Origin of the sequence: Micromonospora sp. NPDC005367 (genome assembly GCF_040606825.1) — a bacterium.
Lineage (GTDB): Bacteria > Actinomycetota > Actinomycetes > Mycobacteriales > Micromonosporaceae > Micromonospora.
The window spans coordinates 1-13,351 of the sequence record NZ_JBEXFP010000083.1 but is presented as its reverse complement, the minus strand read 5'-3'; the positions used below and the strand labels follow the sequence as shown (position 1 = coordinate 13,351).

The window sequence follows — 13,351 nt, the reverse complement described above, 5'->3', positions numbered from 1 at the left end:
GCGGCGAAGAGCCGGTTGCGGGCCGCTCCGAGGGCATCGGCGAGCGTGTCCCGGACCCGGCTGACCAGCTGCGCGCGCCGGTCAGCCATCGCTGCCCCGGCGTCGCGGCGCGTCGGCCCACGGGCCGGTACCTGCCTGGCGGGTGCCGGCGCCGGTGACCGCTCGGTCGGCCGGCCCGCCCGCCGGAGCCCGGTCGGGTCTGCTATCGGCCAGCCCGCCCGCCGCGGCCCGGCCCCCGGTGGTACGCCGGCCGGGGCCGGGATCGACGCGACCGGTCCGCCCGGTGCCCGGCCGACCGCCGTCGCCTCCGGCCGATGGAGCCGCCTCGTTCGTGGCGCCCCGACCCGCCGCGTCAGCGGGCAGGTCCCGGCCGAGGCGGGCCAAGAGCACCCCAGCCAGCACCCCGCCGGCCACCGCGGAGTCCGCGGCGTGCGGCGCCTCCCCGGACCGGCGCGGCGGGGGCATGCGGCACACCCGGGCCAGCAGCGTCTCCAGCGCCGGGGCCGGAAGGCCGGGCAGCAGGTCCCGTACGCGGCCGTCCAGCTCGCCGCGCAGCCGGTTCAGGTCATCGGCGCGGGGCGGGTGCCCGAGCAGTTCGGAGGCCAGGTCACGCAGCAGCGGCGGGGCGAGCGCGGCCAGGCCCAGCCCGACGTCGGCGTGCGCGCGGCGCAGCTCGGTACGCACCCGGTCCCGGTCACCGGCGCGTACCCCCCGTGCCACCCGGCGCAGCAGCTCCGTGGAGTCGGTGATCCGTTCGTCCGGCTCGTCGGCGCTCTCCGGACCTCGGGTCAGCTCCGCCACCCGCGCCGACCACCACCGTCGCAGCCGCACCTGCTCGGCCGGTTGCGGCGGTACGGCGACCGGGGCCGCGTCCCGCGGCGCGTCGTGCCGGGGCCGCTCGGAGCCGGGGGGACGCGTCGGCGCGGCACCGTCGGCGCCGAGCCCGATCGCGGCCAGGTACGCCGTGAGCTGTTCCTGGGCCAGCCGCAGCGCGTACCCGGCGGTCTCGAGGTGCTCGGTGGCGGCGGAGAGTTCCGGCACGCCCATCGGGTTGGCCGACTCCTGGCGTACCCATCGCAGCCGTTCACCGGCCAGGCCGAACTTCTCCAACGCCTGACCGACCAGACCGAGCGGCAGCTCCTCGGCGGCGGCGCGGACCTGCGCGCCGACATCCTCGACGATCGACACGGCGTGCCTACAGGGCCGCGACGTAGAGCTGCGCCTGCTCGATGGCCACCAGGGTGGCCGCGAGGCACTCCTCCAGCTCCTGGCCGGCCTGGGTCAGCGAGGCATGTGCCGCGTTGACCGTCTCGTGCCCGCTGCCCTCCAACGCTCCGGCCAGGGTCTGCTGCGCCTCGGCCAGTTTCTCGCCGGCGGCCTGGACGGCGCTCTGGCCGTCGCCGATCTGTTCCAGTGCAACGTCGATGGCTGCCTTGAGCTCGGCGACGCTCGCCACGGGGGTACCTCCTGGGGGCAGGGAGGCCTTCATTAGAGCCTATCCGTGCGGCGGGAAGACATCCGCCCTGTCAGTGTTCCTGCCTCGGTGACCGCTTGTCACCCTGGAGCGCCCGGAGTCCGATTGGCGGGACTGGAGGCATCTTGCGTCTCCATCACCGGCCCCGTCCGCCGGCTCTCCGCGGCGTCGCGCAGCCAGCGCGGTCCGTACACCTCCGCGCCCTCCGTGATGACCCGTTCCCGCAGCTCACGGTCGGCCGTGACGACGACGCGCCGGCGTTGCGGGGCAGCACGGACCAGATCGACGATGGCGTCGTCGCCCGATCCCCGGGCGGAGATCACCTCGACTCCCGGCACGGGCGGTACGTCCCGGGCGCGGCCCTCCACCACCAGCACCACCAGCACCGGCGGCAGCAGCTGCGGCGGCACCCCGGCCTCGCCCACCCCGGCGAGCGAGTCGCGTAACCGGGCGGTCGCCCCGGCCCGGTCCCGCCACCACCCGTCCGGGCGCGAGCCGACCACGTTCGCGGCGTCCACGATCAGCATCGGCCGTACGTCCATGACCACAGCCTGCCATTGCGGCCGCCTGCCATTACGGCGATGCCGGCTCCCGGCGGGTCGTGGGCGGCTCCCGGCGGCTCACGGCCGGTGTGCCAAGGCGTCGCGGCGGCTGCCGGCGCGTCGCGGGCGGCGGGCCCTGACGCCCGGGACGCGAAGGCGCCCGCATGGCCCGGGTGAAACCCTCGCGGCGTTTGTCGGGCCGACCGCCGGGTAGCCCCTGCCGACCGTCGCGCGCGACTGCGGAGGACAGAGATGATGGGACCCGGCGACTTCGGCACCGACCCGTGGGACGAGTTCCTGGCCCGGTACTTCGGCCGTGGCGAGGGTGGGCGCCGGCCGCCGCACCGGGTCGACATCACCCGCCTGATGACCGCCGACGCGCGGGAGATGCTGGCCGACGCGGCACGGCGCGCGGCGCAGCGGCAGAGCAGCGACCTGGACACCGACCACCTGCTCTGGGCGGCGCTGCAGCGCGAGCCACTGCGGGACCTGGTACGGCGCGCCGGCGCGGACCCCGACACCCTGCTCAACGCGCTCGGCGGGCGCGGCGACGGGGCGCCCCGAGGCGAGGTGCCCCCGAACCTGTCGCTCACCCCGGCGGCGAAGCGGGCACTGCTCGACGCCCACCAACTCTCCCGCGCGATGGGCGCCAACTACATCGGCCCGGAGCACATCCTGATGGCGTTGCCGCTGAACCCGGAATCGCCGGCCGGCCGGATGCTCGCCGCCGGGCGGATCCAGCCCGAGTCGTTGCAGGCCGCCAACGCCGAGCGGGGGCCGATGACCGGCCCGCGGCCGGACCGGGGCACGCCGACCCTCGACCAGTACGGACAGGACCTCACCGACCTGGCCCAAAACGACCAGATCGACCCGGTCATCGGCCGCGCCGACGAGATCGAGCAGGCCGTGGAGATCCTCTCCCGGCGGACGAAGAACAACCCGGTGCTCATCGGCGAGGCCGGCGTCGGCAAGACCGCCATCGTCGAAGGCCTGGCGGAGCGGATCTGCGACGGTGACGTGCCGCAGACCCTGCTGGGCAAACGGGTGATCCAGCTGGACCTGGCCGGGCTGGTCGCCGGCACGCGCTACCGCGGCGACTTCGAGGAACGACTGAAGAAGGTGATCGACGAGATCCGGGCGCACCGGGAGGAGCTGATCATCTTCCTCGACGAGATCCATACCCTGGTCGGGGCGGGCGGCGCCGGCAGCGAGGGCGGCATGGACGCGAGCAACATGCTCAAGCCGGCGTTGGCCCGTGGCGAGCTGCGGGTGATCGGCGCGACCACGCTCGACGAGTACCGCAAGAGCATCGAGAAGGACGCGGCGCTGGCCCGGCGGTTCCAGCCGGTGCTGGTGCCCGAGCCGAGCGTCGACGACACAGTGGCCATCCTGCGCGGGCTGCGCGACCGGTACGAGGCGCACCACCAGGTGCGGTTCACTGACGAGGCGCTGGTCGCCGCCGCCGAACTCTCCGACCGGTACGTCACCGACCGGTTCCTGCCGGACAAGGCGATCGACCTGATCGACCAGGCCGGCGCCCGGGTGCGGCTGCGTACCCGGACCCCGGCCGCGGACGTGCGGGACCTGGAGCGGGAACTCGACGAGGTGCGCCGGGACAAGGAGCAGGCGGTCGCCGACGAGAAGTACGAACGCGCCTCCGCCCTGCGCGACCGGATCGCCGAGCTGGAGGATCAGGTGCGCCGGGCGCACGGCGAGGACGGCAACGGCGGCTCCCAGGTGCCGGAGGTGGGGCCGCAGGAGATCGCCGAGGTGGTGTCCCGCGCCACCGGCATCCCGGTCGCCCAACTCACCGAGGAGGAACGGGATCGGCTGCTGCGCCTCGAGGGGCACCTGCACGAGCGCGTGGTCGGGCAGGACGACGCGGTCTCCGCGGTCGCCGAGGCGGTCCGCCGCTCGCGGACCGGTCTGGCCGACCCGGAGCGGCCGATGGGCAGCTTCCTCTTCCTGGGCCCGACCGGCGTGGGGAAGACCGAGCTGGCCCGTGCCCTCGCGGAGGCGCTCTTCGGCGAGTCGGACCGGATGGTCCGGGTGGACATGAGCGAGTTCCAGGAGCGGCACACCGTGAGCCGTCTGGTGGGCGCGCCCCCGGGATACGTCGGCTACGAGGAGGCCGGGCAGCTCACCGAGGCGGTACGCCGCCGCCCGTACGCGGTGGTGCTGCTCGACGAGATCGAGAAGGCGCACCCCGACGTGTTCAACATCCTGCTCCAGGTGCTCGACGACGGGCGGCTCACCGACGGCCAGGGCCGCACCGTCAACTTCAAGAACACCGTCCTGATCATGACGAGCAACCTCGGCTCGGAGCTGATCACCGGGACTCAGCGTGCCGTCGGGTTCGGCGCGGGTGAGCCCGGCAGCCAGCAGGAGAGCGACGAGTTGCGGGAGCGGCTGATGCGCCGGCTCCAGGAGAACTTCCGGCCCGAGTTCCTCAACCGCATCGACGAGGTGATCATCTTCCGCCGGCTGGAGGCCGCGCAGCTACGCCAGATCACGGAGTTGCTGCTGGAGGAGACCCGCCGCCGGATGCACGCGCAGGACATCGAGGTGGACTTCACCACCGCCGGCATCGACTGGCTCGCCGAGCACGGCTACCAGCCGGAGTTCGGCGCCCGGCCGCTGCGCCGCGTGATCCAGCGCGAGGTGGACAACCAGCTCTCCCGGATGCTGCTGGCCTCGGACATCTCGCCCGGTCAGAAGGTCACAGTGGACGCCCGTGACGGTGCGCTCACCTTCGATGTCGGCGCCGGCGAGCGAGGCCATACCGCGGCCACGACGTCGCATCCGCGATGAGCCGGGCGGAGAGGCCCGATCCGGAGCGTCCGCCGGAGACGGAGGAGCCGCGGGAGGAGGCCGAGCCCGCCGAGCCGATCCAGGCCCGGCCCACGGCCAACCCGGCCCGGGTCCGCATGCCGGCGGAAGGCTGGCGCCGCAAGACCGACGACGAGGCGGACCCGGAGGCGTCCGGGCCGCCACCCGGAGAGGAGACCTGATGGTACGCGAGCAGCGGCTCGATCCCGAGGTTGAGGTGCTCTGGGATGACTTCCACGCCCAGGTCAACGTCCCGTCCGAACAGCTGCGACAGTGGCTGCTGACCCGCGGCTCGGGTGAGGAGGCGTTCGGTCCGGACCCGGATCTGAACCTGCCGGAGCCGGGGCGGCAGATCCTGCAGGTGCTGACCAAGCGGAAGGTGGACCTCACCCCGGAGGACATCGAGGTGATGCGGGACGCCATCGACCGTATCCAGTCCCTGGTGGACGCCCGCCCGCCGCGCGGCAACGCCGACGACGAGTGGCGGCACTCCCTGCTGGACCTCGGACACGACATCCTGGTGGAACGCTGACCGCCCGTACCCCCACACCCACCCCACCGTTCGTCGCCCCGGTTCGTCGGAGGGCGGGGGCCGGTGTGCCGGTGGGTGGGGGCGGGAGGGGTGGGTGGGGGTCAGGTGCCTTGGTCGGATTCCAGGCTGGCGATGGTGAGGCCGGCCGCGTCGGCGGCCGCCTCCCGGTCGGCGCGCAGCTGCTCCTCACGGGTGACGAGGTTGGCGTACTCGGCGAACTCCGCCGGTCCGGGCACCTCCGGCAACCGGCGCAGGAACGCCTCGACGTCCTGGGCCGCGGCGGTGTGCGCGGCGGCGGCGCGGCGGAGCAGGTCACGGTTGTCTGCTGCGGTGGAAGCGTCGGTCATGGGGCCGTGATACCCGTCGCTACGCCGTTCGCACCCGGTTCGCGTCGGCGACCGGGTGCGGGGGCGCCGGACCGGCGGACGCCGAACTCCGGGTTGGTCACCAGCCAGGCCAGGTACGCCGGGTGCGGGGCCAATGAGTCGTCGTACGCGGCCTGCGCCGCCCGCAGCACCAGCTCGGCGACCCGGGCCGCGGGGGAGTCGGGGTGCCAGCCGAACATCAACCGCCAGCGCAGCGGCACCCCGGCCAGTCGGCGGGTGACCAGGCCCGCGGGTGGGCGGAACGTGGCCTGGCAGAGTGCCACCGCCTCGCCCGCCTCCACCAGGTCCACGCAGCCGCGTACGTCCGTCTCGTAGAGCTTGCGGGGTGTGAAGCCGGCGCGGGCGCACGCGGCGGCGAAACAGTCGCCGAAGCAGCCGTCACCCGGCGCCGCCACCCACTGCTCGTGGCGCAGGTCGACGAGCCGGACCTCGTCCCGGTCGGCCAGCGGGTGGGTCTCCGGCAGCAGCACCAGCACCGGGTCGATCGAGACCTCCCGCCAGCTGAGCCCGAACTCGGCCGACGGGTTGGAGTCGCCGCAGACACCGGTCAGCACGAAGTCGAGCCGGCCGCCGACGACCAGCTGCGCCAGCTCGTCCACCGACCAGGACGCGTACATGGTGATCTGCGCCTGCGGCTGCTCGGCCGCGAGCCGGTGCACGAGCCGGCCGAGGATCGGGCTGTTCACCCCACCGAACCGGTACCGCCGTGGCGCGTCCGCGGCCCCGGCGAGACGGGCCGCCTCGTCCTGCAACCCCTTCATGGCGGGCAGCAGCACGCGGGCCCGGGCGAGCACCAACTCGCCGAGCGCGGTCGGTCGAGCCCCGCGACGGTCCCGTTCGAAGAGCGGTCCGCCCAGTGTGCGTTCGATGCGTTGGAGCTGGGCGGTGAGCGCCGGCTGGGCCAGGCCGAGCGTCGACGCGGCCTTGGTCACGCTTCCCGTCTCGGCGATGGCGCACACCACCCGGAGGTGTCGCAGCTCCAGATTCATACGGTGACGGTATGACCCCACTTCGGCCTGCGGAAGAGCCAGATGGATCGGCGACTATGGATGAATGTCGCCGATCAGTCGCGTGGCTCGTCCGGAAGGTCGGCGAGGTACGTCGGCCGGCCGGACACCGCGTCCCGGACCTTGTCCACCACGCCCAACGCCGGCTCGACGACCCGGTTCCACGGCGGGGTCGCCGGGGTGTCCGGATGCGGCCGGGTCGGCGCGGCCTCCTCGGCGATCTCCAGGCGGTTGCCGAGCCGGATGAGCTCCTCCTCGGTCGCCGCCGCACGCAACGCGGCGATCAGCGTGCCCACCTCGTCCACGTGCCGGTGGACCCGCTCGGCCACCTCGACCGGCCCGTCCTCGGCGAGTCTCCGTAGGGCGCCCAGCAGGGCGGCGTCCCCGTCGAGGATCCGGTCCACCTGTGCGGCGAAGGCGGGCACCGCCGCCCGTACCGCCGGCAGCAGGTACTGCTCCTCGGCGGAGAGGTGCCGCGACAACGCGGCGGTCAGCACCGCCAGCTGCTCGTCGGCGACCGGACCGGGCCCGGTGAGCCGTTCGAGCAGGTCCAGCAGTTGCCGGTGCTCGTGCTCGACGATGTCGGCGATGCTGCGACCACCGGGCCGGAAGCCCTCGTCGGGGGCGGGTGGCAACGGCGGCAGGGGGACGGTCATCGTGCTCTCCTCGTCTGACCGGGGGTTTGCTCGGGGGAGCTGCGGTCGCGCGCGGGCGGTACCCGGCGCCACCCGGCACGAAACCGTCGCGCGCCCCCGCCCGCGTCGGACGTGGTGGCGCGATACCGCCGACCCCGCCCGCGGGGAATCCGCCGGGCACCGCGGCTGGTATGAAGAAGCGATGACGAGCGACGCCACCTCCGACCGACCCGTACCCACCGACGAGGTCGTCGACCTCTGCCGCGACCTGCTCCGGATCGACACCTCCAACACGGGCGACAACGACACCAGCGCGGGCGAGCGCGCCGCCGCCGAGTACGTGGCGGAGAAGCTCGCCGAGGTCGGCGTCGAGACCCGGATCCACGAGTCCGCCCCCGGTCGGGCCAACGTCGTCGCGCGGATCGCCGGCACCGACCCGAGCCGGGGCGCCCTGCTGGTGCACGGCCACCTCGACGTGGTGCCGGCCGACGCGGACGAGTGGTCGGTGCACCCGTTCTCCGGCGAGATCCGCGACGGCTACCTGTGGGGTCGCGGCGCGATCGACATGAAGGACTTCGACGCGATGGTGCTCGCCGTCGTGCGGCACTGGCAGCGCACCGGCGTACGCCCCACCCGCGACATCGTGCTCGCGTACACCGCCGACGAGGAGGCGGGCGGCGACTACGGCGCGCACTGGCTCACGCGGCAGCACCGCGACGTCTTCGACGGCTGCACCGAGGCGATCGGCGAGGTGGGTGGCTTCTCCTACTCCGTCGACGACGCTCGGCGGCTCTACCTGATCGAGACCGCCGAGAAGGGAGTGGACTGGCTGCGGCTGCACGCGAAGGGCCGCCCGGGGCACGGCTCGATGGTCCACGACGACAACGCCGTCACCGCCCTCGCCGAAGCCGTAGCCCGCATCGGCCGGCATCGCTTCCCGATGGTGGTCACCCCGACCGTGCGAGCCTTCCTCGAGGAGGTCTCCGAGCTGCTCGGCATCGAGCTGGACCCGGAGGACCCGGAGGCGGCGATCGCCAAGCTCGGGCCGATCGCCAACATCATCGGGGCCACGATCCGCAACACCGCCAATCCCACCCGCCTCACCGCCGGCTACAAGGACAACGTAATCCCCGGCCGGGCCACCGCCACCATCGACTGCCGCAGCCTGCCCGGCCAATCGGAGCTGCTGGAGGCGCAGCTGCGTGAGCTGATCGGGCCGGACATCGACATCGATTACATCCAGCGCCAGGCCGCCATCGAGACCACCTTCGACGGTGACCTGGTCGACGCGATGTCCGCCGCGCTGCGCGCCGAGGATCCGGGCGCGCACCCGGTGCCGTACATGCTCTCCGGCGGCACCGACGCGAAGGCATTCGCCCAGCTCGGCATCCGCTGCTTCGGCTTCGCCCCGCTCCGCCTGCCCGCCGACCTGAACTTCTCCGCGTTGTTCCACGGCATTGACGAGCGGGTTCCGGTGGACGGGCTACAGTTCGGCGTGCGGGTTCTCGACCGGTTCCTCCGTACCTGCTGACCCGTCTTCCGGTTGCTGCGCCCGCGCGGCACCTCCCATCGTGAAGGGAACACCACGCATGACCGACCAGCACGGTGAGCTGGACTCCGCTCTCGAGCGGGTGATCGACGCCGCTCGGCGTCACCTGTCCGCGGTACGTGCCGCCGACGGTCGCATCGACGACGACGGCGTCTGGCAGGCGTACGTCGAGTTGAACAACGCCTCCCACGCCTATGACGAGCGGCTCCTGGACGCCTTCGGTGAAGTCACGCCGTGGGACGTCGAGGCGATCGACCCGGACGAGGCCGACGCGCGCTTCGGCGGCGCCACGGAGAACGCCGAGGCCACCGACCCGTACCCGCGGGTGATCTCGGTACGCCAGCGCCGCGACTACCGGGTGCCCAGCATCTCCGCGCTGATGCGGATAGCCGAGGCCGCCCGGCGGGAGAGCACGCCGGAGGACGACGAGCCGGCGCCGGTCGAGGGGGTCGGGGAGGCGGTGCTGGAGCTGCTGCAGAGCGGCGACGGCTCGCTCGGCGCGCTGGACATCCCGGAGCTGGAGCCGCTCGACGGGGTGGTGATGGTCAGCGAGGTCGGCACCCCCGTCGACCTGGAGTCGTTCGAGGACGACGACGCGGTCGGCCCGTTCCAGCCGGCCGCCGACGACCGGCTGATCGGGCGCCTCGACGAGCACCCCTTCCTGGAGCTCGACGACGAGCACGATCACGTCCACTAGGCCGCACCGCCCCGGGGCCCGGCCGTGCGGCACGGGCCGCGGGGCGTACGCCGTGGCGGGTCGGCCTCAGTACGACAGACCCGGCTGCGGCTGGTTGACCCGGCGACGGCGCAGCATCACCTGCCGCGTGCCGTCCCGGAACAGCCGCACCCGGGCCAACTCCCATCCGGAGAACTCCGCCTGGATCGCCAGCTGCGTCGCGGCGGTCAGCCGGTCGACGTTCGGTGGCAACCGCAGCGGTGCGTATTCGTAGTCCATGCGCCCTATGCTGCCCAGGCCGGCGGCCGTCCGCCACCCCCTGCGGGGTGATCGGGACCGCTGCCCGCAGGGGGTTCGTGCCCGCCCGTGGCGCCGTGGCCGGTTCGCCTGTCAGCTGTCGCGCTCGGGGTAGCCGACCGGCACCGCCGAGACGTCCTCCAGCGCCGTGATGATCTCCTCCGGCAGCGTCATCCGCTCCACCTGCAACGCGCCGAGCAGCTGACCGACCGTGCGGGCGCCGAGGATGGGGGCCGTCACGCCGGGCCGGTCCCGTACCCAGGCCAGCGCCACCTCCAGCGGCGAGACACCCAGCCCGCCGGCCGCCGTGGCCACCGCCTCGACGATGCTGGAGCAGCGTGGCTCGAGATAGGTGGCGACGAACCGCTCGAAGTGCGGCGAGGCGGCGCGGGAGTCGGCCGGACGGCCGTGCCGGTACTTGCCGGTCAGCACACCCCGCCCGAGCGGCGACCAGGGCAGCACACCCAGGCCGAGTGCGTCGCAGGCCGGCAGCACCTCCCGCTCCACGCCCCGCTCCAGCAGCGAGTACTCGACCTGCGCGGCCACCACGGGTGACCGTCCGGGCCAGGCCGCCTGCCAGGCCGCCGACCGTGCGGTCTGCCAGCCGGAGAAGTTCGACACCCCCACGTACCGCACCCGGCCGCTGGCCACCGCGTGGTCGAGCGCCGCCAGGGTCTCCTCCAGCGGGGTGTCCGGGTCGTAGCCGTGCACCTGGAACAGGTCGACGTGATCCGTGCCGAGGCGACGCAGCGAGGCGTCGAGCGTACGCAGCAGATGGCCCCGCGAGTTGTCACGGCGCCGGCCGTGGCCCGGTCGCAGCCCCGCCTTCGTGGCGATCAGCAGCTCGTCGCGGGGGACCAGGGTGCCGAGCAGCGATCCGATCACCGACTCGGCGTCGCCGTCGCCGTAGACGTCGGCCGTGTCGATCAGGTTGCCGCCCGCGTCGAGGTAACTCTTCAGCTGGGCGGCCGCATCGTCGGCATCGGTGTCCCGACCCCAGGTCATGGTGCCGAGCGCGAGCCGCGAAACCGCCAGCCCGCTTCGGCCGAGCGGTCGCTGTTGCATGGGTGAACCTTATTTCGAAGACGGCGCAACCGATATCCTCGCTCCCGTCATGTCTACCGGGTTCTGCCGGTGTTCCTGCCGCCCTGGCGTCCGAATCCGCCCACCCCATCGCCTTTTCGGTGAGCCGGTGATCCAGTCGGTCATCGGCATTGCGTAACCTGATGCGACCTGTGGAGCCGATGGGGGAGGACCATTGCGACTCGGGCTCAGCCTCGGATATCAGACGGCGTGGAGCACACCAGCCGATCATCTGGCCCTCGCCCAGGAGGCGGAGCGGTTCGGGTTCTCGGTGGTGTGGGCGGCGGAAGCGTACGGCTCCGACTCGCCCAGCATGCTGGCCTGGATCGCCGGGCAGACCGAACGGATCGACGTCGGCAGCGCGGTGATGCAGATCCCCGCCCGCACACCCGCCGCCACCGCGATGACCGCGGCCACCATCGACGCCATCTCCGGCGGCCGGTTCCGGCTGGGCTTGGGGGTGTCCGGGCCGCAGGTCTCCGAGGGCTGGCACGGCGTCCGCTTCGGCAAGCCGCTCGCGCGTACCCGCGAGTTCGTGGACATCGTCAAGCTGGCCGTCGCCCGCAAGGAGGTCGCGTACACCGGCGAGCACTACACCCTGCCGCTGCCCGACGGTCCGGGTAAGGCGCTGCGGTTGAGCTTCCATCCGCCACGCGACCACATACCGATCTACCTGGCCGCCGTCGGCCCGAAGAACCTCGAGCTGGCCGGTGAGATCGCCGACGGTTGGCTCGCCGTCTTCTACGCCCCGGAGTTCGCGCAGGAGCAACTCGCCGCGGTGCGCGCCGGACGGGAACGGGTCGGTAAGCAGCTGGACGGCTTCGACGTGGTGCCGTCCGTGCCGGTGGTCGTCGGCGACGACGTGGCCACCTGCGCCGAACTGGTCCGCTGGTACGCGGCGCTCTACGTCGGCGGCATGGGTAGCCGGAAGCAGAATTTCTACAACCAGCTGGCCACCCGGATGGGATACGGCGACGCGGCGCGCGAGGTGCAGGACCTCTACCTGGCCAAGCGGCAACGGGACGCCGCCGCCGCGGTGCCGCTGGAGTTCATCGACCGTACGTCGCTGCTCGGGCCGAAGGAGCGCATCGCCGAACGGATGCGGGAGTACGCGGCCGCCGGCGTCACCACGCTGTCGGTGAACCTGTTCGTGGCCGACCGGGACAGCGGTGTGCAGACCCTGCGTACCGTCGCCGAGGCGCTGGAGATTGCTGGAGTCGGCGAGTGACCTGGGTCGAGGCCATCGTCCTGGGCGTCGTCCAGGGGCTAACGGAATTCCTGCCGGTCAGCTCGTCGGGGCACCTGCGGATCACCTCCGCGATCTTCTTCGGGCGTGACGCGGGCGCGTCGTTCACCGCGGTGACCCAGCTCGGCACCGAGGCGGCCGTGCTGATCTACTTCGCCAAGGACATCTGGCGGATAACCCGCACCTGGGTCGTCGGTATCCGGGACAAGTCGGTGCGCTCCAGCCTGGACTACCGGATGGCCTGGTACGTGATCGTCGGCACCATCCCCATCGGGATCTTCGGCTTCCTGTTCAAGGACCAGATCCGCACCGCCGGCCGCAACCTCTGGCTGGTGGCCACGACGCTCATCGTGTTCGCGTTCGTACTCGCCTTCGCCGAGTACTGGGGCCGCCAGACCCGCGCCCTGGAGAACTTCCGGATGCGCGACGGCATCGTCATGGGCTTCGCACAGGCCATGGCGCTGATCCCGGGGGTGTCCCGGTCCGGCGGCACGCTCACCGCCGGCCTGCTGCTCAACCTCACCCGCGAGACGGCGGCCCGCTACTCGTTCCTGCTGGCCATCCCGGCGGTGGTGCTGTCCGGTGTCTTCAGCCTCGGCGACGTGTTCGAACCCGCGGCGCCGGGCACGGCGGCCCCGACCGTCGCCATGCTGATCGTGGCCACGATCATCGCCTTCGGCATCGGGTACGCGGCCATCGCCTGGCTGCTGCGCTACGTCGCCCACCACACCCTGTACCTCTTCGTGCTGTACCGGGTGGCCCTGGGCACGCTGGTCCTCGCGCTGCTGATGACCGGTGCCATCAAGGCCACCTGACCGCCGACCCCTAAGCGCCGGCCGGCACCCCTCCCGTGGGTGCCGGCCGGCGCTTCGTCGATCGCTTGCTCTGCACCCCGATACGCACCGGCGTAGGCCCTGGGCCGCCCTCAGCGTCCGGAGGTCGTTGAGCGCGACCGAGGCTGGACGCCGTGGGCTGAAATGCGCGGGCGCGGGCGCGGGCGCGACGTCGCCCCGGGTCTCGTTGTGCGCGATGAACTCGACGCCGTTCTGCTCGGCGTACTCGAGCACCGCGGGAAGGTCGAAGTCGGGCTGCGGG

14 protein-coding genes and 1 pseudogene are annotated in these 13,351 nt (G+C 72.9%); 7 read left to right on the top strand and 8 right to left on the bottom strand.

Annotated elements, in window-relative coordinates:
- Positions 1–81: 81 nt before the first annotated feature.
- The 3 genes and pseudogenes from ABZS42_RS31285 to ABZS42_RS31275 all read right to left on the bottom strand — a co-directional run.
- Positions 82–1,188, bottom strand: coding sequence for a hypothetical protein (locus ABZS42_RS31285; RefSeq protein WP_355151473.1), 1,107 nt, complete (start codon positions 1,186–1,188; stop codon positions 82–84).
- Between the two features lie 7 nt (positions 1,189–1,195).
- The gene (locus ABZS42_RS31280) at positions 1,196–1,456 is read right to left on the bottom strand and encodes a hypothetical protein (protein WP_355151471.1); all 261 of its coding nucleotides are present in this window, start codon (positions 1,454–1,456) and stop codon (positions 1,196–1,198) included.
- Between the two features lie 191 nt (positions 1,457–1,647).
- A pseudogene (locus ABZS42_RS31275) lies at positions 1,648–2,016 on the bottom strand (hypothetical protein); the annotation flags it as partial.
- A gap of 252 nt (positions 2,017–2,268) precedes the next feature.
- Here ABZS42_RS31275 and ABZS42_RS31270 point away from each other — a divergent pair.
- From ABZS42_RS31270 to ABZS42_RS31260, 3 genes are read left to right on the top strand one after another with little or no spacing between them, the layout of a single operon-like run.
- Complete coding sequence (locus ABZS42_RS31270; RefSeq protein WP_355151469.1) at positions 2,269–4,827, top strand: ATP-dependent Clp protease ATP-binding subunit; 2,559 nt, start codon at positions 2,269–2,271, stop codon at positions 4,825–4,827.
- Positions 4,824–5,027: a hypothetical protein gene (locus ABZS42_RS31265; protein ID WP_355151467.1), complete on the top strand. Its 204-nt coding sequence runs from the start codon at positions 4,824–4,826 to the stop codon at positions 5,025–5,027. Before ABZS42_RS31270 ends, ABZS42_RS31265 begins: the two co-directional genes overlap by 4 nt.
- Positions 5,027–5,377: a DUF3140 domain-containing protein gene (locus ABZS42_RS31260; protein WP_355151465.1), complete on the top strand. Its 351-nt coding sequence runs from the start codon at positions 5,027–5,029 to the stop codon at positions 5,375–5,377. Before ABZS42_RS31265 ends, ABZS42_RS31260 begins: the two co-directional genes overlap by 1 nt.
- A 101-nt stretch (positions 5,378–5,478) precedes the next feature.
- Here ABZS42_RS31260 and ABZS42_RS31255 read toward each other — a convergent pair whose 3' ends face one another.
- The 3 genes from ABZS42_RS31255 to ABZS42_RS31245 form a co-directional block, all read right to left on the bottom strand.
- Positions 5,479–5,724, bottom strand: coding sequence for a hypothetical protein (locus tag ABZS42_RS31255; RefSeq protein WP_355151463.1), 246 nt, complete (start codon positions 5,722–5,724; stop codon positions 5,479–5,481).
- Positions 5,721–6,752 (bottom strand): LysR family transcriptional regulator, encoded by a 1,032-nt coding sequence (locus ABZS42_RS31250; protein WP_355151461.1) that lies wholly within the window; start codon positions 6,750–6,752, stop codon positions 5,721–5,723. Before ABZS42_RS31250 ends, ABZS42_RS31255 begins: the two co-directional genes overlap by 4 nt.
- A 74-nt stretch (positions 6,753–6,826) precedes the next feature.
- Positions 6,827–7,426 carry a hemerythrin domain-containing protein gene (locus ABZS42_RS31245; protein WP_355151459.1) on the bottom strand — a complete coding sequence of 200 codons (600 nt, stop codon included), beginning with the start codon at positions 7,424–7,426 and terminating at the stop codon, positions 6,827–6,829.
- Between the two features lie 181 nt (positions 7,427–7,607).
- Here ABZS42_RS31245 and ABZS42_RS31240 point away from each other — a divergent pair, with 181 nt between their 5' ends.
- Positions 7,608–8,936: a M20/M25/M40 family metallo-hydrolase gene (locus ABZS42_RS31240; RefSeq protein WP_355151457.1), complete on the top strand. Its 1,329-nt coding sequence runs from the start codon at positions 7,608–7,610 to the stop codon at positions 8,934–8,936.
- A gap of 58 nt (positions 8,937–8,994) precedes the next feature.
- On the top strand, positions 8,995–9,651 hold the full coding sequence (locus ABZS42_RS31235) for a hypothetical protein (RefSeq protein WP_355151455.1): 657 nt from the start codon (positions 8,995–8,997) through the stop codon (positions 9,649–9,651).
- Between the two features lie 66 nt (positions 9,652–9,717).
- Here ABZS42_RS31235 and ABZS42_RS31230 read toward each other — a convergent pair whose 3' ends face one another.
- Both ABZS42_RS31230 and ABZS42_RS31225 read right to left on the bottom strand, forming a co-directional pair.
- Positions 9,718–9,909, bottom strand: a complete 192-nt coding sequence (locus ABZS42_RS31230) for a DUF5703 family protein (RefSeq protein WP_076473031.1) — start codon at positions 9,907–9,909, stop codon at positions 9,718–9,720.
- Between the two features lie 111 nt (positions 9,910–10,020).
- Complete coding sequence (locus ABZS42_RS31225) at positions 10,021–10,992, bottom strand: aldo/keto reductase (protein WP_355151453.1); 972 nt, start codon at positions 10,990–10,992, stop codon at positions 10,021–10,023.
- Between the two features lie 193 nt (positions 10,993–11,185).
- Between ABZS42_RS31225 and ABZS42_RS31220 the strand changes: the two genes are divergently transcribed.
- Positions 11,186–12,238 carry an LLM class F420-dependent oxidoreductase gene (locus ABZS42_RS31220; RefSeq protein ID WP_355151451.1) on the top strand — a complete coding sequence of 351 codons (1,053 nt, stop codon included), beginning with the start codon at positions 11,186–11,188 and terminating at the stop codon, positions 12,236–12,238.
- Entirely contained in the window at positions 12,235–13,071 is an 837-nt protein-coding gene (locus ABZS42_RS31215) for an undecaprenyl-diphosphate phosphatase (protein ID WP_355151449.1), read from the top strand. Before ABZS42_RS31220 ends, ABZS42_RS31215 begins: the two co-directional genes overlap by 4 nt.
- The last annotated feature ends 280 nt before the right edge of the window (positions 13,072–13,351 follow it).